Here is a 21,899-nt window from a genome sequence, read left to right on the forward strand (position 1 = left end):
GCGCAGTCCTTTTTTCCCTGTTATCGATCTGGAACCCCTCTCATGAAAGCTCCGGTTTTCCGTGATGGCGACGCCGATGCCGACGTCGTGATCGTCGGTTCGGGCGTCGTCGGTGCATTGATCGCCCACCAATTGGTGCGCGCCGGCAAATCGGTCCTGGTCCTTGAGGCCGGCCCCCGTCTGAACCGTTCCGACGTCGTTGAGAACTGGCGCAACGTCAGCTTCGAACGACGCATCGGCAGCGATTTCCAAGGCCCGTTCCCGCAATCGAAATTCGCGACGGCGCCACTGTATTTCCCCGCCAACGACTACGTCGGCCTGACCGGCCCCGATGCCAGCAGCTTCCATCAGGGCTTCATCAAGGCGGTTGGTGGCACGACCTGGCACTGGGCTGCCTCCTGCTGGCGCCATCTTCCGGTCGATTTCAAGATGCAGTCCGCCTACGGGGTCGGGCGCGATTGGCCGATCAGCTACGAGGACATCGAGCCGTATTACTGCCGCGCGGAGGAAGCCATGGGCGTCTCCGGGCCGAACGATCCCGCGCAGCAGAGCCCTTCGAAGCGCTCCAAGCCGTACCTGGCCGACATGATTCCGTGGGGCAACGGCGACAAGGTGTTTGCCGAGGTGGTCAATCCGCACGGCTACAACCTGGTGCCGATTCCGCAGGGGCGCATGATCAAGCCCTGGAACGATCGCCCCGCGTGCTGTGGCAACAACAACTGCCAGCCGATCTGCCCGATCGGGGCGATGTACAACGGCGTCCATACCGTGCAGGCCGCCGAAGCGCTGGGCGCCAAGGTGCTGGCCGAAGCGGTGGCGTACAAGATCGACACCGATGCGCAGAACCGTGTCACCGCCATCCACTGGTATGACAGCGACAAGGTCAGCCACAAGGCCACCGGCCGCAGTTTCGTGATCGCCTGCAACGCGCTGGAGACGCCGCGTCTGCTGCTGCTGGCCGCCAACGAACAGAACCCGAACGGCATTGCCAATTCGTCCGATCAGGTCGGGCGCAATATGCTGGACCACTCCGGCTTCCACTGCTCCTTCATCGCGGACCGCCCGATCTGGCTGGGGCGTGGCCCGGCGCAGTCCAGCTGCATGGTCGGGCCGCGTGATGGTGCGTTCCGGTCGGAGTATTCGGCGACCAAGATCATCCTCAACAACATCAGTCGGGTGGCGATCGCCACCGACCAGGCCCTGAAGATGGGGCTCGCCGGTGAGGCGCTGGATGCGGAAATCCGACGCCGCGCGATCTACGGGGTGGATCTGTCGATCAGCCTGGAGCCGCTGCCCGACCCGAGCAACCGGCTGACACTGTCCACGACCCGCGTCGATGGCCATGGCCTGGCCTGCCCGGACATCCATTACTCGCTGGGCGACTACGCGCGCAAGGGCTACGACAAATCCTGCGAGCAGCTGCGGCACATCGGCACGCTGTTCAACGCCGAAGAGTTCGTGATCACCACGGCGCTCAATGCCAACAACCACATCATGGGCTCGACCATCATGGGCGCGGATCCGCGTGATTCCGTGGTCGATGGCGATTGCCGCGCGCATGACCACCCGAATCTGTGGCTGCCGGGAGGCAGCGCGATGGTCTCGGCCAGCGTCGTCAACAGCACCCTGACCATGGCCGCGCTGGCCTTGCGTGCGGCCGATGCCATCGAGCGTGCCGTATGAAGGCCTTTCTGCTCATCGCATTGGGCCTGTTGGCTGGCGTCAGCCACACTGCGCGCGCCGATGACACCGTCGAACGTGGGCGCTACCTGTCCGTGGCTGCGGACTGCGTGGCGTGCCACACCAGCCCGAGGCAGGGCAAGCCCTACGCCGGCGGCTACGCGATCGCCTCGCCGCTGGGTGAGATCTGGGCGAGCAACATCACTCCGTCCAAGTCCCACGGCATCGGCAACTACACGGAGGCCGATTTCGCCCAGGCCGTGCGCGAAGGTGTACGCAAGGACGGCGCCCACCTCTATCCGGCGATGCCGTACACCTCCTACGCCAAGCTGACCGACGAGGACATCCACGCGCTGTACGTCTATTTCATGCAGGCGGTCGCACCGGTCGATGAGGAGGCACGTACCACCGAACTGCCATTCCCCTTCAGCGTGCGCTCGTCCATGGCGGTGTGGAATCTGCTGTTCCTGGACAAGACCCCGTTCAAACCGGATCCGGCACAGAGTGCGCAGTGGAATCGGGGTGCCTACCTGGTGGAAGGGTTGGCGCACTGCTCCAGCTGCCACAGTCCACGCGGGTTGATGATGCAGGAGGTGGGCGGCAAAGCCTTCGCCGGTGGTTCGCTGGGCGATTGGTATGCGCCCAACATCACTTCGCACCCGATCAGCGGGATCGGCGGGTGGACCGATGACGAACTGGCCCAGTACCTGAAGACCGGCCGGGTTGAGGGCAAGGGGCAGGCCGGTGGCGGTATGGCCGAAGCGGTGACGAACAGCCTCTCCAAACTGCGCGATGAAGACATCCGTGCCATCGTGACTTACCTGCGCACCGTGCCTGCCGTGGCCGACAAGGACGCCACGCGTGCGGCCTTTGCCTGGGGTGACCCCACCGCGGCGCCGGGCGAACAACCGGTGCGTGGCACCAATGCCCCCCTGGCCTCCGGTGCAGTGCTGTATTCCGGGCTGTGTGCAAGCTGCCATGGCCCCAAAGGGGAGGGCAGCAAGGACGGCTATTACCCCTCGCTGGTGCACAACAGCACCGTCGGCATGACCCGGCCGCAGAATCTGGTGGCCACCATCATCGGCGGCATCGACCGCGAGGTGGACGGCCAGCACGTAGTGATGCCGCACTTTTCGGAAGGCTCGTACGTGCAGGCGCTGAGCGATGCCGATGTCGCGGCGGTCGCGAGCTATGTGCGGACCAGCTTTGGGCCCGGTGACCAGGTCACGGAAGCCCAGGTCGCGCTGATCCGCGATGGCGGTGAGAAACCGCTGCTGGCCAAGATCGCGCGCCTGTGGCTGCCGCTGCTCATCCTCGGGCTTGCGGCGTTCGTGGTGGTGATCCTGATGGTGCGACGCGCCTGGAAGAAACGCAGGCTGCGGAGGGCCTCGACATGAAACACACCCCTTATCTGATCAGCCTCGGGCTGATGGCGATCGCCGCCAGCCTACCGGCCTGGGCCGCCGCCAGCGATGCGCCCACGCCCAAACCGGTGGACACCATTGCCCAGACCCCGCTCAGCGCGGACTGGGCGACCCGGATCTGGCTGCAGGACCGGGGCGTGACGCCGAGCGCCCGCATCGTGATTGCCACGGGCGTCAACAGCGACGGCTACAAGGGCACCGGCTGGTCCACCGCCGAGCACGTTGATTTCGGTGCCATGATCGATACCGGCAAGGCCTTCGGCTTCGACGGCACGATGCGGGTGGTGTTCTCCGACCGCTTCGGCAATGCGGTCAATGACCGCTCGACCGGTTCCTACGTGCAGAACCAGGCGTTCTATGGCCAAGGGCAGAACCTGCGCTTCAACGAGCTCTCCTACGAGCGTTGGCTGCTGGACAGGCGGCTGAGCCTGAAGGGCGGCTTCTACTCGATGGGCAACGACTTCGGCGGCTTGCCGTACACCTGCAATTTCAACAACAACGGCCAGTGCGGGCATCCGCTGGGGCCGATCTACAGTTCCGGCTGGCTGGACAACCCGACTGGTCAGTGGGGCATGCGGGTGAAGTGGGCCGATCCCTCAGGCTGGTACGCACAGACCGGCATTTACGATGTCGTGCCGATGCGCAAGCAGGAGGGCAGTGGCTTCCGCGTGTCCGACCGCGGCAAGACCGGCCTGTTCCTGCCCGTGGAAGTGGGCTACAGCCACGGCAACACCGGCGAGCATTACGGCGGTACCTACAAGGCCGGCTACTACCTGGATACCTCCAACGCCGACGACATCGGCAATCCGGCCGCGCCGCGCGCTTCGCATCGCAGCGGTTCGTACATCCAGCTGGCGCAGCGCGTGCTGAAGCCCGAAGGCGACACCGTGCGCGGCCTGTCGGTATTCGGCGTGGCCACGCGTGCCGATGCCAAGACCGGACTCATGCGGTATTCGTGGGAAGCCGGCCTGAGTTGGCGCGGTGTGGTGGCCTCACGCGAGGATGATGTGCTCAGCCTGGCGTGGACCCGGCTGGACATCTCCGACCGCCTTGCCCAGTACCAGCGCATCACCGGCAAGGACGTGCAGAGCAACGAGCAGTTCGTGGAGCTCAATTACGGTGTGCAGGTGACCCCGTGGCTGATCCTGCGGCCTGCGGTGCAGTATGTGGCCCGGCCGGGGGCGTATGAGAGCCGGCCGGACAGCTGGGTGTTCACGCTGCAGGCGCAGGCGACGTTGTGATCACGCGGGACGGTCGTCTAATGCACGCACGCTCCACATCCGGGTGCCTAAAGTGATGCCCACACCATCGAGGCTGGCACGCGTGAATCTGCAGACGACCGTTTCCCCACCGTTTCCCCGCCGCGCGATGCCCGACAGCTGCCACTTCGACCTGCTGGATGTGAGCGCGCTGCAGGATCCCTGCAGCGGCCGCATCGTTCACCTGTATTCGATGGTGGCGCGCTGCCTGTCGTGTGAGGTGATCTTCAAGGCGCAGGAAGGCGCTGGCTTTGTCAGCAACGCGGCCGCGCGGGTACTGCGTTGCCCCACCGGCTGCGGCGAGCAGTCGCTGAAAGCCGCCACCCTGCGCCAGTGGACGCCGAAAGCCGCCTGAGACGGATGTAGCGTCACGGCAGCCCGACGACACGGTTGCACCGTTAGCGCATCAGCATCGCTACAGCAGCAGCAACGCCACGATCAGCGCCGGCGGCATCACCAGTATCCCCAGTTTGAAGAACTGCAGGGCGCTGACGTTCTCGCCCTCCCGCCGCAGCGCGACCAGCCACAGCATCGTGGCGAGCGAGCCGGTGACCGACAGGTTCGGCCCGAGATCCACGCCGATCAGCAGCGCCGCGAGCGTCTGCGCCGGCAAATCAGCCATCTGCCCCAGTGATCCGGCGACCAGCCCGATGGGCAGGTTGTTGGCCAGATTGCTCGCCATGGCGGCGGCAATACCCGCAGCCCAGCCGGCCTCGCTCGGCGAGGTTCGTGCGAGTGCTTCCAATGCGTGCGCGGCCGTGCGGATCACGCCGGTCTGCGCGACGGCTTCGACCAGCACGAACAAGCCTGCCACCAGCGGGAGCACCCCCCAGGCGACGTGCCGAAGTATCGACATGGCACTGCGCCGCTGGCGCAGGCGAACCGCCGCCAACGTGAGCGCACCGGCGCAGAAGGTGGTCAAGCCGAGCGGGCCGTTCATCGCCGAGGTCGCCAGCAGCACGATGCCGGTGAGCCCGACACCGATGGCGCACAGGCGACCGCCCTCGGACAGGGCGCGCTGCTCGATCCGCTCCGCCAGCGGGTGCGCGATCTCACGGCGCTGAGCCAGGCGCAGCACCAGGTACGTCATCGCGATCGCGGCCAGCGACGGCAGGCTGAACTGCCGCAGCCACTCCGGCAGCGAGGGCATGTGGCTGCCGAACACCACCAGGTTGGCGGGGTTGGAGATCGGCAGCACGAAGCTGGCTGCGTTGGCAATGAACGCGCAGACGAACAGGTAGGGCAGAGGATTGGCGCGGGCCGCTTTGCAGGCCGCGTAAACCGCCGGTGTGAGCACCACGGCGGTGGCGTCGTTGGACAGGAAAATGGTCACCAGCGTGCCGACCAGGAAGACCAGGTCAAACAGGCGCCGTCCAGACCCCTTGGCATGCTGGACGGCATACATGGCCAGCCAGTCGAACAGGCCTTCGTGACGCGCCAGCTCGGCCAGTACCATCATGCCGATCAGGAACAGGTAGACATCGCCGCCTTCAGCGACCGCCGTGATGGCCGTGGGGATGGGCACCAGCCCGGTCGCGACCAGCAGCACGGCAGCGCCCAGTGCCCAGACATACTCGGGGATCCGCCAGGGACGGAAGATGACGCCGCTGGTGGCAACGGCGGTCACTATCCAGATGATCAGGGAGGGGGTGGGGACGTGCATGGAGGGGTTGCTTGGGCACACAGCTTGGCGAACGCGACATCATACCCAGCGGACGAGGGGATCACGCCTGCGCGCCCAGATGAAGCACCCTGGATACGTCGCGATTGCCGACGCGTTAAAATGGCCCACCGCCAACGCCGTTCCAAGGCCCATCGCAATGCCTTACGCCACCCGCGACGCGATCCAGCGTCTGCGCGACCAGATCCCGACCTTCCGCTGCATCGTGGGGTGTACGGACTGTTGTGGCCCGGTCACCGCTTCAAGCGAGGAAGTGGCGCGGCTGCCGGTCAAGAGCGATGCCGAGCATGCGGCAGCCTTGGCGGACCTGAGTTGCCCGTATCTGGGCAAGCAGGGCTGTGAGGTCTACGAGGAACGCCCCTTGATCTGCCGCATGTTCGGGACGACCCCCAGCCTGCGCTGCCCCAACGGCCAGCGGCCGGTCTACATGCTGGATGAATCGGTGGAGAAAGAGATCCATCAGTTTCTTCGCAGCACGCGGCAGGTATTGATCTAACGCGCGGAGTGTCCGCAACAGCATGAGTCAGTTCGACCTGCGGGCACCCAGCCGCCATATCGCCAGGCCCCCGTACAGCACCAGCAGCGCGAGCAATGTCCAGAGCTCGTGGCTGACTTCACCCAGGCGGGCATCCATCTGATTCAACCGCACCATCAGGTTGATGCCGGGGGTGGTGGGCAGCAGGTGCGCCAGCGCGACCAGCGCCGGCGGCGAAGTGACCGCCGGCCAGGACAGGTTGGCCAGGAAGAACAACGGTATCGAGCAGGCGATCACGACCTGGAACGCACGCTCGCGGGTAGCGAAGAAACTGCCGACGAACAAACCGAATGCCACCGTGGCGGCGATGAACAAGGTGCCGCCCAGCAGCTGCCCGAGTGGATTGCCACCGCGCGGGTAATCCTGCACCCACGCGGTGAAACCGGCGTAATAGAGCAGCCCGAGCAGGCCGATGGCACCGAAGCCCACCGCCATGCCGGCCAATGTGGGCAGATCGAAACGCAGGCGCCGACCCAGCGCCAACCGCCGGGCGCCAAGCAGCACGCCGATGCCCATCAGCAGCGTCTGATGCACGATCAGCTCGGCCACGCCGGGCACGATGGCGCTGCCGTACCCTTCCTGCGTGTTGAACAGCGGCCGCTGCACCAACGTGATCGGCGGTGCCTGGGGTGCCCCCATGAACGCCGCCTGGGACACGGCCGCCTCGCGCGCGAACGCGGTCAGGGCCTCGGCCACGCCGCCGAGCACCCAACTGGCGCGGCCAAGGTAGGCACCGTTGCCCATCAACACCAGATAGCCGTGGCCGCCGCGCAGGACGTCCCGTTCAAGGTTGGCCGGAATCAGCAGAATGCCCTCGGCCCTGCCGGCCTCCATCTCGTCGCGGGCCTGGTCGATGCTGGCCGGCTGATCCACGATGCGTACCGTGTGCAGCGCGTCCACCCGGCGCAGCAATTCCCGACTGGTGGCGCTCTGATCATGGTCGACCACCACGATGGGCAGGTTGCTGGCCACCTGGTGGCGGTAGGCGGCCGGGTAGAAGAACGAGTACAGCACTACCGCGCCGACCATCAGCACGACGGCATAGCGATCGGTAAGCACCGTGCGCAGGGTCAGGCGCAGGCTGTCGACGAAGCGCTTCATGCACGGGTCTCGCGCGGTGCACCCGGCAGCACCGGATCGGCGTTGTGCGCGGCCGCCATCAATCGCCAGCCACCGATGCCACCGGCCACCAGCACCATCAGCAGCAGCGTGCCCAGCGGCCACAGCGAGACACTCCACGGCGCGCCGACGAACTGCTGCTGGGTCTGCAGCTTTACGTAGGCGGTCAGCGGCAGCAGGAGATTCCAGACCCGGGTGAACAGCGGCGCATCGACCACCGGGAAGGTGGCCCCGGAAAACGCCAGCGCGGTACCGATGCTCAAGCCGATCGCCGACAGTGACGTGCCCATGTCCCGGGTGAGCCCGACGAACAGCAGGGCCACCGCCGCGCAGGCCAGGTAGAACAGCGGTTGCCCCAACATCAGCAGCAGGGCACTGCCGGCGATGCCGTCGCCACGGAGCAGGGCAAGGTAAAGCACCCCAAGCGCACCGTAGACCGAGAACAGCAGCACGTACGGCACGACCTTGCCGGCGATCGCCGACCATGGGGCATCGCCGAGCCATTCGCGCAGGTGCCCGTCACGCACTTCGCGCCCCAGACTGGCCGCGACCGTCAATGCCAGCCCCAGCGACAGCACGGCCGGGAACAGCAAGGGCAGCAGGAACAACTCATAGCTGCGCGCCGGGTTGTGCAGGATGTCCGACTGCACCGCGATCGGCGGCGCGCGCAGCTTGCCCGGGCCCACCTGCTTGCCGATGCGCTCGCCCAGCAGCCGCGCATTCCAGGCGCTGACCGCTTCGACGATATCGCGCACGGCCGATTGGCCGGTGGTGAGGTAGGTGGCGTTGTAGTACGCGAACACCGTGCCCTGTTCGCCGCGCAGTGCCTGCCGCGTGGCATCGCGCGGCACCAGTACGACTGCAAAGACGTCCAACCGGCGCAGCTGCGATTGCGCCTCGGCCAGGCTGGACGGCTGGCTGGCCACGCTGACGCCGGGACTGGCATCGAGCATGCGGGCCAGCTGTCTGCTTTCCGCGCTGCGATCCAGGTCGACGATGGCGATGGGGATATCGCGCATCACCGAGGCGGCAAACAGCCAGGCCATCACGCCCAGCATCAGCGCCGGCAGCAGGGTGATCAGCAGCAGATCGGCACGATCGCGGCGCAGGTGCTGAAGCTCGCGCTGGAACGACGCCGCAGCGCTCGCCCACACCGGCCAGCTCATCCCTGCGGCCACCCGAACAACACGCTCATCCCGGGGCGGAAGCCTTCCACCGGGGCGACCGGGCGCAGCCGGATTTCGAAGCTGCGCACGTCATACCCGGAGGACTGCCGGGTGGCACGCCACGTGGCGTAGTCACCGGCGGGATTGATGAAATACACCTCGAATTCCGCATCACGATCCAGCGCGGGCACCGTGCCACGCAGACGGGCGCCGACCTTCAGGCCCCGCATCTGCGATTCGCGCAGGTTCACCGAGACCCACATGCGGTCGATGTCGACCAGCGTGAAGACCGGGTAGCCGGCCGGCACCAGCTCGCCGATATCCGACATGCGCTTGTTGATCTCGCCGGCCACGGGCGCGCGGCCATTGACCTCCTCGCGGGCGGCGTTCACTTCGGCAACCGCGCCCTGCGCCTGGCGCACCTGACCCTGTGCGGCGCGCTTGTCCTGGTCGCGTGCGCCCGCCAGTGCCTGGTCGTACTGGGCGCGTGCGGCATTGGCCAGCTCGCGCGAGCTGCGCGCCTGGGCCAGTGCTTCGTCACGTTTCTGGCGGGTCATCACCCCTTCGTTGAAGAGGTTCTGCACGCGCTGATAGGTCGCATCGGCCAGGGTGGCACCGGCCTCGGCACGTTTCCAGTTGGCCTGCGCGGCGCGGATGTCCTCGCTGCGCGCGCCTTCATCGGCTTTGTCGGCCACCGCACGCGCCGCTTCGAGTGCACCGTGCGCCTGTTCCTCCTTGGCAGCGACTTCCGGGCTGTCCAGCACGAACAGCACCTGACCGGCGGCGACCCGGTCACCCTCGCGTACCTTCAGCTCGGCCAGCCGGGCGGTGATCTTCGCGGCCACGTTGATGGTGTCGGCGTCGGCCATGCCCTGCAACTGTTCGGCCGGGGTGCGCCAGGCCAGCCACAGCCCGACCACCACCACGATCGCCAGCACCAGCCCGATGAGGAGGCCGACCTTGCGTTTTTTCGGCGGCGGCGCGTCGGCCGGTGCCTGCAGTGTGTCATTCATGCGTGATCACCTCGTCGCCGCGGCGGCGGAATTCTTCATATCGGTCCATCTGTCCACTGATCTCCAACAGCTGGGCCAGCGCCACGTCATATTGATAGGCAGCCTGTGCGCGTTCCACCTGCGCGCCGCCCAGCCCCAGGCGTGCATCGATCACATCCAGCGAGGTGGCCTGGCCCTCGCGGAAGGCCAGCTCCTGCAGGCGCAGGTTTTCGCGGTTCTGTTCGATGCTGCTGTCCAGCAGCAGGTACTGCTGGCGGGCGGTATCCAGTTCGTACCAGGCCTTGCGCACGCCCAGCGTCACCTGGTTCTCGGCCTCGCGCAGGCCGGCTTCGGCCTGATCCTGCTGCGCGCGGGCGGCGCTGATCTGGGCGGGGCGCGAGGTGGGGGAGAGGAAGGTGTACTTCAGGCCGATGCCGAATGCCCAGTCCGGGTCGGTGAGCATCTCGTCGCGGCGGCGGAAATCGTACTGGCCGAACAGGAAGATGGTTGGCTTGAGCTTGGCCTGCTGCACACGCACGCCTTGTTCGGCCTGCGCCACCACGGCCCGCAGCCGGGCAATCTGCGGCTGCCGGGCCTGTGCATCGCGTTCGAAGGTGGGCAGCGCACCGATCGGCGCGCGATGCACGAACAGAGGCGACAGCGGCCGGACTTCACCGCCGCTGCGCAACAGCGTGGCCAGTGCCGCTTTCAGGGTCTGCAGATCATTCAGCGATTTCTGATACTCGCGCTCGGCCTTGTCGCGGGCCACGTTGGCCTGCAGCCGCTGGGCGCGGGTGGCGAAGCCCTCGCGTTCCAGCTTCATCGCATCATCAAGGTGACGCTGCAGCCCATCGCGCACCTCGCGGCGCACGTCTACGGCCTGCTCGGCAAGACGCTGGCCGAAATAGGCCTGGACCAGCTGCACGCTCAGCGACTGGCGCTGCGATTCGCGCTCGGCGCTGGCCTGGTCGGTCGCGCCTGCCGCGGCCTGCTGGGCGGCAGGGATCAACCCACCGGTGTACAGCGGCAACACCGCAGTGACCACCGGGCGGGTGCGCCAATCGCGCTCGGTGAACTGCAGCGGCGAGTCGATACCGAACGCCTCGGCCACCGGGGCCAGCGAACCGAGGGGCAGGGTCAGCGTCTTCTGGAACTGCAGGCGGCGCACTTCACCGGTGATCTCCGGCAGGCGCAGCAGCCGGGTGGCGTCCTGCAGGTCCTGCTTGTTGCGCACCGACGCGTCCGCGGCGGCCAAGGCATCGGAGACCTGCTCCAGCCGCTGGTGCGACTGTTGCCAGTCCAATGCCGGGATTGCAGCGCCGTCGGGCGCGACCTGGGCGGCTGCAAACGCACTGCAGAGCATCAGGGGGAGACTGGTAAGTCCTTTTAACGCGCGCGTTGGCGGCCAATGCCGGCTCACGAGGGGGCAGCTCCATGGGGTGTGACGGCAAGAGGGTAGTGTGCGCCGCGTGAAGTGCGGGTCTTCACACATGTCGGTACCCTTGTTGTCTTTGCCCATCAATGGACTGACCGTGGACAAGCGCTACATCACTGCAGGCACGTTGGCCGTCATTATCTACCTCGCCGCCACAACTGCATCGGCACAGCCCATGTTGGACGAGAGCTGCACCGTGGCCAATGCCCGGGTCAGCCTGGCTAGACTGCATTGCAAAGCGGAGAACGCCAACGCGTGCGGATGCCGGTGGCCGGTCGTATCCGGATGCCGGTGAAGTTCGAGATCGGCGGGCGGCAGAGGCCCGTCGACACCATGCACATCCCGGCGATTCCGCCCGCCGAATAAGGCGATCAGCCCGGCATCGATGCCGCCATCGTCTTTGCCCCCGTGTGATCTGCGCGCTCAACCTCGCCCCAAACGACAGCGGGGTGGCGCACCGCACATTGACAATTCTCCCATCAGGACGTTTATATCCCATTCGGGATGATTGCCTGCCGCATGGGTCAGTCCTCCCTTGAACGCTCCCCGGGCCGGATCCGCGGGGCGGCACGCGCTTCAGTACGCCATTCAAGAGAGCACGACATGACAGCAGTAAAGGGTTGGCGGCGGTTTTGGCGATGGGTGAAGTGGATCCTGCTGGGTCTGCTCGCGCTCGTGATCCTTCTCACCCTGGTCGGGGTGGTGTACGAGGCGCTGGCGCGCCGCAATTCAGAGGTGGACCACCCGCTGCGCGGCCAGATGGTCGATATCGGCGGACGCCAGATGCATATCGAGTGTCGCGGCAGTGGCACCCCGACCGTGATCTTCGAGTCCGGCCTCGGCACGGGCGGCACGATGGACTGGACCCGGGTGCACGACCGGATCGCCGGCTTCACCCGCGCCTGTGCCTACGACCGCGCCGGCATCATGCGCAGCGATGCGAAGGACACCCCGCAGCGTGCGTCGGCCGTGGCCGATGACCTGCATGCCCTGTTGAAAGGGGCGGGCATCACCGATCCGCTGGTGCTGGTCGGCCACTCCATCGGCGGGCCGTACACCCGCACCTATGTGGGGCGCTACGGCGAGCAGGTTGCCGGGCTGGTGATGGTCGACCCCTCGCACCCGGATCAGATCGCCCGGCTCGGCAGCGTGGTGAGCATCGATGTCCACCCGAAGAATGTGTCGCTGTTGATGCATACGGCCACCACACTATCGCGGACCGGCCTGGTGCGCTTCCTGTTCTCGCGCGCCGATCATGGCCCACGCCCGAAGGATGAGGCCGCGGAGATCACTGCCTTCTCCAGTGCCTCGGTCACGGGCGCGACCGCTGAACTCGACGGCTTCGACAGCACCATGGACGATGCCCGCGCGGTCACGTCGTTTGGCGACCGCCCGGTGATCGTGCTGACCGCGTTGAAACCGTTCAAGCCCGACGAGCTGAAGAAGATGGGCCTGACGGCGGAGGAGGGCGCGCGGTTCAAGCAGGAATGGCGCACCCTGCATGCCGAGCAGGCAGCCCTGTCCAGCCGTGGGCAGCAACAGATCGTGAGCGATTCCGGTCACTACATCCAGATCGATCAGCCTGACCGCGTCGTGGATGCGGTTCGCGAGGTCGTGGATGACGTGCGTGCGCAGGCGCGCACCGACAAGGAGATGAAATGATGAAGCGCACCCTGCTCTGGGCGGGCGTATCGATGCTGTTCGCCGCCAATGCGGCCGCCGCCGACTATGACCTGGTGATCCGCGGTGGACGCGTCCTCGACGGCGCCGGCAATCCGTGGGTCCGTGCCGATGTGGCGGTCAAGGAGGGGCGCGTGGTCCGGGTGGGTCAGGTCCCCGGGCAGGGCACCCGCGAGATCGACGCGACGGGGCGCTATGTGTCGCCCGGCTTCATCGACATGATGGATCAGTCCGGCGCGGCGCTGCTCAAGGATGGCGCGGCGGAGAACAAGCTGCGGATGGGCGTGACCACGCTGATCGGCGGCGAGGGCGGACCGCCGGTGCCTGCGGCGGGCATGCCGGGCTACTTCAAGCAGCTTGAAACCCAGGGTATCGCGGTCAACTTCGGCACGTACTACTCCTCCACCCAGGCCCGCGTGCATGTCATGGGCGATGCCGCCGGTGCGCCGACCAGCAAGCAGCTGGATGCCATGGGCGAGCAGGTGAAGATCGCGATGGAGGCCGGCGCGTTCGGTATCTCCAGCGCCTTGATCTATGCACCCAGCAGCTTTCAGAGCACCTCGGATCTGATCTCGCTGGCCAAGGTGGCCGCGCAATGCGACGGCTTCTACGCCACGCATATGCGTGATGAGAGCGAGGGCGTGGTCAAGGCGATCGAGGAAGCGATCGAGATTGGTGAGAAGGGCGGGGTCAAGGTGGAGATCTTCCACTTGAAGGCTGCCTATGCGCCGGAGTGGGGCAAGCTGATGCCGCAGGCACTGGCGACGATCAATGCCGCGCGGGACCGTGGCGTCGATGTAGCCGCCGATCTGTATCCCTACACCGCCGGCGGCACCGGGCTGGAAATCATCGCGCCGAGCTGGGTCTGGGCCGACGGGCTTGAGAAAGGTATCGAGCGCGTGCGCGATCCCAAGGTGCGCGAGCGCATGAAGAAGGAGGTCGCCGCCGGTTCGATGCCGGGCTGGTCGAACCTGGTGCATGCATCGGGTGGCTTCCAGAACGTGCGCCTGGCCAACAGCTTCAGTGACAAGTACCGTCGCTTCCATGGCAAGACGCTGGCCGAGATCGGTGCCGAGCTGAATCTGGATCCGGCCGATGCGGCCTGGGACATCGCGCTTGAAGGGCTGCCCAACCGGGCGGTCGCGCTGTATTTCATGATCAGCGAAGAGGATGTGCAGCTCGCGCTGCGCCAACCCTGGGTCAGCATCGGCAGTGATGCCGCCGCGGCGGTGAACTACGGCAGCGACGGTGCCATCGGCCTGCCGCACCCGCGCGCGTACGGCACTTTCCCACGCATCCTCGCCGAGTACGTCAAGCGGCGCCATGTGCTGACGCTGGAAGACGCGGTCCGCAAGATGACCAGCTGGCCCGCACAGCGGATGGGGTTGAGCGATCGCGGGTTGATCCGCGAGGGCATGCGCGCCGATATCGTGCTGTTCGATCTGGACACGCTGGACGATGTGGCGAGCTGGGATGCGCCCGCCGGCGCGCCGACCGGCATCGAAACCGTGATCGTCAACGGTGTGGTGAGCTTCGAGGGCGGCAAGCACACCGGCGCCCGGGCGGGCTCTGCGCTGCGCCACCCATGCCGCGCGCGGTGATCCACGTGCGCGCCTCAACAGACACAGGACACACCTCATGATCCGACACGCCTCCGGCTGGAGTCTTCTCTCTCTGGCGCTCGCCGCCTCCGCGCCGGCACTGGCCGCCGCACCACCGATCACCAGCGCGGAGGATCTGGGCACCGCGGTCTCGGCACAGCTCGCCTGCGCCGGCATTTTCGTGGCCAACCGCGCTGAGGCCGACGTGCTGCGCGATGACATCCACGCACTGGCGCCGTTCACCAGGACGGTGGCGCTGGCGGTCGATCGCAAGGCAGGCACGGTCACCGCCTCCGCGCCTGGTACGGCCACCCGGACGGCGTTGCATCGCCCGGCGGTCGGCTGCACGCTGACCACGGGCGACGTGCCGCTCACCGCGCTCAAGGCCCAGGCGGCCCAGCTCACGCCACTATCGCCACTGGCGGCGCGGCCGTGGCCGCAGGGCGACCGCCCGGTGCCGGCGCTGCAGGCCGCCGCAGAAGCGAAGCTCGACCGTGCCGCACTGGACGCGGCCGTGAGTGCGGCCTTCGATGAGCAGAACGTGGGCGGTTACCCGGACACCCGTGCGATCGTGGTGGTGCAGGGTGGGGCGATCGTTGCCGAGCGTTACGCGCCCGGCTTCAACCAGAACACCCGCATGCTGGGCTGGTCGGCCACCAAAAGCATCATGGGCACGCTGGTTGGCCTGCTGGTGGATGACGGCGTGCTCAAGCTGGATGACCCCGCCCCGGTGCCGGAATGGAAGGGCGAAGGCGATCCACGTGGCGCGATCACGCTGCGCCAGCTGCTGACGATGTCGAGCGGGTTGGCCTTCGTCGAGAGCTACAAGCCCGGCAACGAATCGATCAAGATGCTGTTCGAAGCCGGTGACATGGGCGCGCTGGCCGCCGCGATGCCGCTTGAACATGCGCCAGGCACGCACTGGAGCTACTCCTCGGGCACGACCAACATCCTCTCGCGGATCGTTTTCGAGGCTACCGGCGGCACTCTGGAGGGCATGACCCGATTTGCACAGACACGGTTGTTCGAGCCGGCCGGCATGCGCAGCGCGCTGATCGAGCCGGACGAGTCCGGCGTGCTGGTCGGCAGTTCCTATGGGTATGCAACGGCGCGGGATTGGGCGCGCTATGGGCTGCTGCATCTGAACCACGGCGAGGCCGGTGGCAAGCGGCTGCTGTCGCCGGAATGGCTCCAGTTCGCGGTGACGCCCACGCCGGCATCAACGCGCCCCTCCTACGGCGCGCAGCTGTGGTTGAACCGGCCCGCGGCTGCAGAAGAAGGTCGAAAGGTGCTGCAGGACGTGCCACCCGATGCCTTCATGGCGATGGGCCACAACCATCAGATCATGGCGGTGATTCCTTCGCAGGATGCGGTGATCGTGCGTCTGGGCTGGACGCCGGAAGGGCAGAAATTCGACTGGAACAAGTATCTGTCGCAGATCGCGGCCGCACTTGCACCGGCCCCGGTACCTGCGAAGTAATCCGTAACGCGCCACGAGGGAGGGGGCGCCGGACACGGCGCCCATTGACAGTTCTCTTTACGGAGAACTAATGTCTCAATGTGAGAATTACTCACCTTGAGGCAGGGAAACCAGATGTACTCGATCAAGCTGTTGGCAACGCCCGCTGTGGCGCGTGACGTGGCCGCATCCGGAGTGAACGCCTGATGGCCCGCCTCACCCTCGGCATCGCGGTTGACGCGCTGCGCCTGGCCGCGCCGTTCCGCATCGCCAGCCACGTCTTCGACAGCCGGCTGGCCTGCCTTGTCACCCTGGATGACGGCACGCACATCGGCCGCGGTGAGGCGACCGGCGTCTATTACCTGGGCGAAGACATCGAGACCATGCGCATCCAGCTCGAAGCGGTGCGTGATGCCATCGAGGCACACCCCACGCGCGAGGAACTGCGCACGATCCTGCCAGCCGGTGGCGCACGCAACGCGGTGGATGCTGCCCTATGGGAGCTGGAATCGAAGCAGGCGGGCAAGCCCGTCTGGGCGCTTGCCGGGCTGCCCCCGCCGCGGCCGCTCCCCACGACCTTCACGGTCGGCGCCGATGAGCCGGCGGCCATGGCGGCCGCTGCGGTCGCGTATCGCCAGGCGCGTTCGATCAAGGTCAAATTGACCGGTGATCTCGACCTGGACATCGCACGCGTCGCAGCGATCCGTGCCGTGCGCCCCGAGGTATGGCTGGGGGTCGATGCCAATCAGGGTTACCAGGTTGGCGATCTCGAGCGGCTGGTGGCTGCGATGGTGGACGCCGATGTGGCGCTGATCGAACAGCCACTGGCCCGCGGGCGCGAGGCCGATCTGGATGGATTCGTGTCGCCGATTCCTCTGGCCGCCGATGAAAGCGCGCTCACCCTGGCCGATGTCGACGGCCTGAAGCGTCGCTTCAACGTATTCAATATCAAGCTCGACAAATGCGGCGGCCTGACCGAGGCGCTGCTGATCGCCGCCGCGGCACGCGAGGCCGAGCTGGGCGTCATGGTCGGCTGCATGGTCTGCAGCAGCCTGGGCGCTGCGCCGGGCTTCGTGGTCGGGCAGTTGTGCGATCTCGTCGACCTGGACGGGCCCACGTTCCTCAAGCAGGACCGCACCCCCGGGGTGCTCTATCGCGACGGCACGATCTGGTGTGACGAAGCGGTCTGGGGCGCTGGACGCTGAGGTTCGGGGCGCGCGTGGCGCATGAATTCATGTCAATGCTGCGACGCAGGATTGACAGTTCTCTGAACAGGACTATTGTGTCCTACATGGGCTTACACATAGCCATTCATCCCAGGAGCGTCACTGCCAGGCCGGCCCCCACCCCAGCACGACGGGGTGCCCTGACTGCCGCATTCCGTGCCCATTGCCGTGGGCGTCCAGCTTCGCTACCGAGGTCTCATCACATGAGTCACTGTTCGCTCCGAATGAACGCGTTGTCGCTGGCCTGCACTGCAGGCATCCTGGCCCTGGGCTGCAGCACCACGGCACTGGCACAGGTCGCCGCCGAGAACCCCAACCGCGACGACGTACATACGTTGGGCACCGTGACCGCGACCGCGCAGAAACGCGTGGAGGTGGTCACCGATATCCCGATGTCGATCAGCGTCATCAGCGAAGAGCAGCTCGACCGCCTCCAGGTCAACAACATGAATGACCTGGCCGGGCTGGTTCCCGGCCTGCAGATCACCAGCCTCGGTGCGCCGGGCCGCTCGACGATCTCGATCCGCGGCATCACCCCGATGGGCAACACCGCCGCGACCTCGATCTACGTCGACGACGTGCCGCTGACCGCCAATGGCTCACTGTCCGGCGCCACCTCCGGCATGTTCGACCTGCTGCCGTACGACGTGCAGAACGTGGAAGTGCTGCGCGGCCCGCAGGGCACGCTGTACGGTGCCAGTGCACTGGGCGGCGTGGTCAAGTACGTGACCAAACGGCCGGACCTGGAGTACTTCTCGGGCCGCGCCGGCGCCACGATGCGCGTTGTCGACGATGGCGGCCGGGTGGGCCATTCCGAGCGCGCCGCCGTCAATGTGCCGCTGGTGAAGGGTCAGCTGGCCCTGCGCGCCAGCTACGCCGAGCAGACCAGTCCGGGCTGGATCGACAACAGCGTCCTGCATCGCCGCGACACCAACGATGTGTACCAGAACGCCGGCCGCCTTTCGCTGCTGTGGAAGGCCTCCGATACGGTGGACGTGCTGCTCACCGCGATGCGCCAGGAAAACAAGGGCGACAATTTCGCGACGGTCGCGCTCGACCCGGCCACCTTCAAGCCGAAGCTGCCCGGCTACTCGAACGAGTATCTGTTCCTGCAGCCGAGCACGATCAAGTACGACGTGTACGGCCTGACGGTGGACTGGGATCTGGGCTGGGCCGACTTCACTTCCGCCAGCAGCTGGATGAAATCCAACTCCTGGCGCCTGCAGGACCAGTCGGTGGAGTACATCCCGTTGCTGGGCCAGAAGCCCGGCGTGGGCCCGGTGATGGCATACGCCGGCCTGGACACGGATATCGAACTGAAGAAGTGGACCCAGGAATTCCGCCTGACCTCCAAGGGCGACAGTCGCCTGCAATGGCAGCTTGGCGCGTTCTATACCGATGAAGATGCCGCCTACATCGAGCGCGGCAGTGCATTGAGCCCGGCGTTCAATCCGGTGCTTGATCTGTTCACCGCCTCGGTGCTGACCACGTATAAAGAGAAGGCGCTGTTCGGCAATGCCACCTGGAAGTTCACCGACCGCTTCGATCTGGCCCTGGGCGTGCGCCATGCGCGCAATGACCAGCAATTCCGCCAGACCCTCGGCGGTCCGCTGGGCGGTGACGGGGTGCAGCGGATCACCGACTCTTCGGAAAGCGTGACCACCTGGAGCGCCAGCCCGCGCCTGTTCCTGGGCGAAGACACCATGGCCTACGTGCGCGTGGCCACCGGCTACCGCGCCGGCAGCCCGAATCCCATCCTGCCGGCCGCCCCGGAGGTGCCGTCGCAGGTCAAGTCGGACACGTTGATCAACTACGAAGCCGGCCTGAAGAGCCACTTCTGGGATCGTCGTGCACTGGTGGAAGTGGCGGCCTTCCGGATCGACTGGGATGACATCCGCTTGAACCTGCTCACGGCGCAGGGCATCTCCTATGGCGGCAATGGCGGCGAAGCACGCAGCCAGGGCGTTGAATTCACCGGCGCGCTGATGCCCGTCGACGGCCTGCGCCTGAGCGGCAGCCTGACCTACACCGACGCGAAGCTGACCGCGCCGATTCCCCCGGCGCGCCCGGGTGGCCCGAACCAGGCCGAATCCGGTGCCCAGCTGCCGCAGGTGCCCGAATGGGCCGGCAGCCTGCAGGCCGACTACCAGTTCCCGACGAGCGGCGAATGGGGCTGGAGCGTCGGTGGCGCGCTGCGCTATTACGGCGAGCGTGCGGCATCGGTGGCGGCGACGCAGTCCTTCGACCTGCCCAGCTACACCACCGTTGACCTGACTGCCGAAGTGAGCAGCCAGAACACGACGGTGCGCTTCTTCGTCACCAACCTCACCAACAAGGACATCTACGTGGCGGCCGGCAGGACGATTCCTGCCGCCGGCGCGCAGCAGTACCGCCGCTGGAATGCGGTGATGATGCAGCCGCGGACCGTGGGTGTGTCGCTCGATTACAGCTTCTGATCGAGCGGGGCAGGGCGGCGCGGCACCTTCCCGGTGCCGCGCTGGCCGACAACGCTACGAAGGCCTGCAACGCGGGCCGATACGCGTCGCCGAAGCAGATATGCTTGCACGGGTCCGCCCCACACCCGCAGGCCGCAGCGCGATGGGTTTCAGACTGGATTCCCTCCTGCGTTCCGCCGCACTGCTGGTGTGTGCGGCGCCGCTGTTGACGGCATGTGCCCGGACCAACAGGGAAACCGTGCTTTCCTCGGACACGCTGAAGGTCGTGGCCGTGACCGAAAGCCGACTGGACATCAACGTCAGCAAGTATCAGCACTACACGACGTACGTGCTGTACGTGGACGGCAACAGGCTGTCCGACCAAGGATTCTCGGCGCTCCTGCAGGATCCTGAAGCGGCGGGCGATCAGTTTGTGCATACCGATGCCGTGGTGCTGGACGAAGACGCGGTGCTGATCGCCTCGCATAACCGTGACGGGTCACGCTGCTGGACGACGCGGCTCGTCGCACGCAATGGCACGCCGACGCTGGACACGATCATGAAAGGGACCGCCGACTGCAGCCTCCGCCCGGCAGCGCCGGGCTGGCGGGCGCTTTACAGAGATCCCGGCGATCTGATCCTGATCCGTGAAAGGCCCTTCCAGGTCCATCCCATCGCGGGGTACTGGTACGCGCTGTGGATCGACGGCGACACCGTTGCCCTGTACCGGAAGGACCGGGACCATGAGCGCCTCGTCGTCAGGCTGGCACGGATTTCTTCGGATACCCCGCTCGCCGAGCAGACCCTGCCGATGCAGACCTATGCGGAACCCGACCTGCTGCATGCCCCGCCCGAGCAGCGACGGCAATGGCTGTTCGACAACTTCACGGTCTCTACGGGCGCCTCTCCCTCGATCGCGCTGCGTTCGGACCATCGACTCGACACGATCACGCCCGAGGTATGGGCGGAGTATCAGGAAATCGAGCGGCAGAACAAGGAACGGGATGCCCAGGCACGTGCCGCCGGGGATGCCTGGATCGAGGCCCAGCGCCGGGAGCTGATCGAAGCGGACGCGACGGAGCGCGACACCCCGAAGTAACGCTGTCCGCCCCCCCGTCGATGATGGCTGACGAGCAGCAGCATCATGACCAGCCCCTCCCGCAGGCGCGTTCTGGCCAATGTAGCGATTTGGTATGTTGAACACCCTCAATCCCGGTATTCAAGAGGTCTGGTGTTTCAGTGATAGAGACCCGCCTGCTCCAACAGTTCATTGCCGTGGCCGAGGAGCTGCACTTCAATCGTGCCGCCGAGCGGCTGCACATGGCGCAGCCGCCGCTGAGCCAGGCCATCCGCAAGCTGGAGGCCGCCGTCGGAGCGCCGTTGTTCGAGCGCACCCCTCGCAGCGTCGCGTTGACACCGGCGGGCGCTGCCTTTCTTGAAACCGCGCGCCGTACCGTGCAGTCGCTGGAGGAGGGCGTAGCGCAGACGCGCCGCGTGGCCCAGGGCATGGAGGGCCATCTGACCCTGGCTTTCATCAACATCGCCCCATATGCCTCGTTGCTGCAGGCGCTGCGCCACTTTCGAGAGCGCAACCCGGGCATCGCCTTCACGATGCGGGAGGCCACCACCCAGGAGCAGGTCAACGCCCTGGAGCAGGGAGAGGTGGATATCGGCTTCATGCGGACACCGGGCACCACGACGCCGCACCTGCGCATGCAAAGGCTGCTGAGCGAACGGATCTGCGTCGCGCTGCCGGCCGGTCATCCGCTGGCGGCGAAGGCGCGCATCGACCTGGCATTGCTCAGCAACGAAGCGTTCGTCGCCTCGCCCCGCACACTCGGCAAAGGATTTCATGACCAGCTGATCGGCCTGTGCCAGACAGCCGGGTTCGTGCCCGACATCGTGCAGCACGGCCGGCAGATGCAGACCTTGATTGCATTGGTGGCTGCGGGGTTCGGTATCGCGCTGCTGCCCGCTTCGCTGGCGACGGAAACGCGCGAGGACGTTGTGTTCCGGCCGCTCCAGGTGGATGCGGCCGAGGACGTGTCACGGCTGGACCTGTTCATGGCGTGGAACGAGACCCGGACCTCAGCGATCCGCGACCGGTTGATACAGGCAGTCCTGCAGACCCTTACTCTGCCTTGAGGTGACAGGACGCGCGGCGTCTTGCTGCGGTATGTAAACCGTCCTTCACCCGCACAGGGCGA

The 21,899-nt window shown here is 66.5% G+C and carries 17 protein-coding genes; 12 read left to right on the forward strand and 5 right to left on the reverse strand.

Annotated elements, in window-relative coordinates; genetic code table 11:
- The first annotated feature begins 42 nt into the window (after positions 1-42).
- From ACW6W5_RS12890 to ACW6W5_RS12905, 4 genes are all read left to right on the forward strand, one after another.
- Entirely contained in the window at positions 43-1,683 is a 1,641-nt protein-coding gene (locus tag ACW6W5_RS12890; RefSeq protein ID WP_152153138.1) for a GMC family oxidoreductase, read from the forward strand.
- Positions 1,680-3,077 carry a c-type cytochrome gene (locus ACW6W5_RS12895; protein ID WP_152153140.1) on the forward strand — a complete coding sequence of 466 codons (1,398 nt, stop codon included), beginning with the start codon at positions 1,680-1,682 and terminating at the stop codon, positions 3,075-3,077. Before ACW6W5_RS12890 ends, ACW6W5_RS12895 begins: the two co-directional genes overlap by 4 nt.
- Positions 3,074-4,345 (forward strand): carbohydrate porin, encoded by a 1,272-nt coding sequence (locus ACW6W5_RS12900; RefSeq protein ID WP_152153142.1) that lies wholly within the window; start codon positions 3,074-3,076, stop codon positions 4,343-4,345. The genes ACW6W5_RS12895 and ACW6W5_RS12900 overlap by 4 nt, the downstream gene beginning before the upstream one ends.
- An 82-nt stretch (positions 4,346-4,427) precedes the next feature.
- Positions 4,428-4,718 (forward strand): hypothetical protein, encoded by a 291-nt coding sequence (locus ACW6W5_RS12905; protein ID WP_152153144.1) that lies wholly within the window; start codon positions 4,428-4,430, stop codon positions 4,716-4,718.
- Positions 4,719-4,778: 60 nt separating this feature from the next.
- Here ACW6W5_RS12905 and ACW6W5_RS12910 read toward each other — a convergent pair whose 3' ends face one another.
- Positions 4,779-6,026, reverse strand: coding sequence for an arsenic transporter (locus tag ACW6W5_RS12910; protein WP_152153146.1), 1,248 nt, complete (start codon positions 6,024-6,026; stop codon positions 4,779-4,781).
- A gap of 157 nt (positions 6,027-6,183) precedes the next feature.
- On the opposite strand from ACW6W5_RS12910, the gene ACW6W5_RS12915 reads away from it, so the two are divergent.
- Positions 6,184-6,540 (forward strand): YkgJ family cysteine cluster protein, encoded by a 357-nt coding sequence (locus ACW6W5_RS12915; protein ID WP_121041066.1) that lies wholly within the window; start codon positions 6,184-6,186, stop codon positions 6,538-6,540.
- A gap of 27 nt (positions 6,541-6,567) precedes the next feature.
- On the opposite strand, the gene ACW6W5_RS12920 is transcribed toward ACW6W5_RS12915, so the two are convergent.
- From ACW6W5_RS12920 to ACW6W5_RS12935, 4 genes are read right to left on the reverse strand one after another with little or no spacing between them, the layout of a single operon-like run.
- The gene (locus tag ACW6W5_RS12920) at positions 6,568-7,680 is read right to left on the reverse strand and encodes an ABC transporter permease (RefSeq protein ID WP_152153148.1); all 1,113 of its coding nucleotides are present in this window, start codon (positions 7,678-7,680) and stop codon (positions 6,568-6,570) included.
- Positions 7,677-8,864 carry an ABC transporter permease gene (locus ACW6W5_RS12925; protein WP_152153150.1) on the reverse strand — a complete coding sequence of 396 codons (1,188 nt, stop codon included), beginning with the start codon at positions 8,862-8,864 and terminating at the stop codon, positions 7,677-7,679. Before ACW6W5_RS12925 ends, ACW6W5_RS12920 begins: the two co-directional genes overlap by 4 nt.
- Positions 8,861-9,877, reverse strand: coding sequence for an HlyD family secretion protein (locus ACW6W5_RS12930; protein WP_121036860.1), 1,017 nt, complete (start codon positions 9,875-9,877; stop codon positions 8,861-8,863). The genes ACW6W5_RS12925 and ACW6W5_RS12930 overlap by 4 nt, the downstream gene beginning before the upstream one ends.
- Entirely contained in the window at positions 9,870-11,219 is a 1,350-nt protein-coding gene (locus tag ACW6W5_RS12935) for a TolC family protein (RefSeq protein WP_226956661.1), read from the reverse strand. The genes ACW6W5_RS12930 and ACW6W5_RS12935 overlap by 8 nt, the downstream gene beginning before the upstream one ends.
- 714 nt (positions 11,220-11,933) lie before the next feature.
- On the opposite strand from ACW6W5_RS12935, the gene ACW6W5_RS12940 reads away from it, so the two are divergent.
- The 7 genes from ACW6W5_RS12940 to ACW6W5_RS12970 all read left to right on the forward strand — a co-directional run bounded on the left by ACW6W5_RS12940 (position 11,934) and on the right by ACW6W5_RS12970 (position 21,837).
- Positions 11,934-12,953 (forward strand): alpha/beta fold hydrolase, encoded by a 1,020-nt coding sequence (locus ACW6W5_RS12940; RefSeq protein WP_193222817.1) that lies wholly within the window; start codon positions 11,934-11,936, stop codon positions 12,951-12,953.
- Positions 12,953-14,572 carry an N-acyl-D-amino-acid deacylase family protein gene (locus ACW6W5_RS12945; RefSeq protein ID WP_121036857.1) on the forward strand — a complete coding sequence of 540 codons (1,620 nt, stop codon included), beginning with the start codon at positions 12,953-12,955 and terminating at the stop codon, positions 14,570-14,572. Before ACW6W5_RS12940 ends, ACW6W5_RS12945 begins: the two co-directional genes overlap by 1 nt.
- Positions 14,573-14,609: 37 nt before the next feature.
- The gene (locus ACW6W5_RS12950; RefSeq protein WP_152153155.1) at positions 14,610-16,052 is read left to right on the forward strand and encodes a serine hydrolase domain-containing protein; all 1,443 of its coding nucleotides are present in this window, start codon (positions 14,610-14,612) and stop codon (positions 16,050-16,052) included.
- A gap of 185 nt (positions 16,053-16,237) precedes the next feature.
- On the forward strand, positions 16,238-17,236 hold the full coding sequence (locus tag ACW6W5_RS12955) for a dipeptide epimerase (protein ID WP_152153157.1): 999 nt from the start codon (positions 16,238-16,240) through the stop codon (positions 17,234-17,236).
- Positions 17,237-17,460: 224 nt separating this feature from the next.
- Positions 17,461-19,713 carry a TonB-dependent receptor gene (locus ACW6W5_RS12960; protein WP_458233650.1) on the forward strand — a complete coding sequence of 751 codons (2,253 nt, stop codon included), beginning with the start codon at positions 17,461-17,463 and terminating at the stop codon, positions 19,711-19,713.
- 100 nt (positions 19,714-19,813) lie between these two features.
- Positions 19,814-20,791 carry a hypothetical protein gene (locus ACW6W5_RS12965; protein ID WP_152153161.1) on the forward strand — a complete coding sequence of 326 codons (978 nt, stop codon included), beginning with the start codon at positions 19,814-19,816 and terminating at the stop codon, positions 20,789-20,791.
- 140 nt (positions 20,792-20,931) lie between these two features.
- On the forward strand, positions 20,932-21,837 hold the full coding sequence (locus tag ACW6W5_RS12970) for a LysR substrate-binding domain-containing protein (protein ID WP_152153163.1): 906 nt from the start codon (positions 20,932-20,934) through the stop codon (positions 21,835-21,837).
- Positions 21,838-21,899: the final 62 nt, after the last annotated feature.

This window comes from Stenotrophomonas sp. IS26, from assembly GCF_054188265.1.

Coding starts and splice junctions, on each gene's coding strand:
- ACW6W5_RS12890 (WP_152153138.1), top strand. CDS start 43: ATGAAAGCTCCGGTTTTCCGTGATGGCGACGCCGATGCCGACGTCGTG.
- ACW6W5_RS12895 (WP_152153140.1), top strand. CDS start 1,680: ATGAAGGCCTTTCTGCTCATCGCATTGGGCCTGTTGGCTGGCGTCAGC.
- ACW6W5_RS12900 (WP_152153142.1), top strand. CDS start 3,074: ATGAAACACACCCCTTATCTGATCAGCCTCGGGCTGATGGCGATCGCC.
- ACW6W5_RS12910 (WP_152153146.1), bottom strand. CDS start 6,026: ATGCACGTCCCCACCCCCTCCCTGATCATCTGGATAGTGACCGCCGTT.
- ACW6W5_RS12915 (WP_121041066.1), top strand. CDS start 6,184: ATGCCTTACGCCACCCGCGACGCGATCCAGCGTCTGCGCGACCAGATC.
- ACW6W5_RS12920 (WP_152153148.1), bottom strand. CDS start 7,680: ATGAAGCGCTTCGTCGACAGCCTGCGCCTGACCCTGCGCACGGTGCTT.
- ACW6W5_RS12925 (WP_152153150.1), bottom strand. CDS start 8,864: ATGAGCTGGCCGGTGTGGGCGAGCGCTGCGGCGTCGTTCCAGCGCGAG.
- ACW6W5_RS12930 (WP_121036860.1), bottom strand. CDS start 9,877: ATGAATGACACACTGCAGGCACCGGCCGACGCGCCGCCGCCGAAAAAA.
- ACW6W5_RS12935 (WP_226956661.1), bottom strand. CDS start 11,219: ATGCTCTGCAGTGCGTTTGCAGCCGCCCAGGTCGCGCCCGACGGCGCT.
- ACW6W5_RS12945 (WP_121036857.1), top strand. CDS start 12,953: ATGAAGCGCACCCTGCTCTGGGCGGGCGTATCGATGCTGTTCGCCGCC.
- ACW6W5_RS12950 (WP_152153155.1), top strand. CDS start 14,610: ATGATCCGACACGCCTCCGGCTGGAGTCTTCTCTCTCTGGCGCTCGCC.
- ACW6W5_RS12955 (WP_152153157.1), top strand. CDS start 16,238: ATGGCCCGCCTCACCCTCGGCATCGCGGTTGACGCGCTGCGCCTGGCC.
- ACW6W5_RS12960 (WP_458233650.1), top strand. CDS start 17,461: ATGAGTCACTGTTCGCTCCGAATGAACGCGTTGTCGCTGGCCTGCACT.
- ACW6W5_RS12965 (WP_152153161.1), top strand. CDS start 19,814: ATGCTTGCACGGGTCCGCCCCACACCCGCAGGCCGCAGCGCGATGGGT.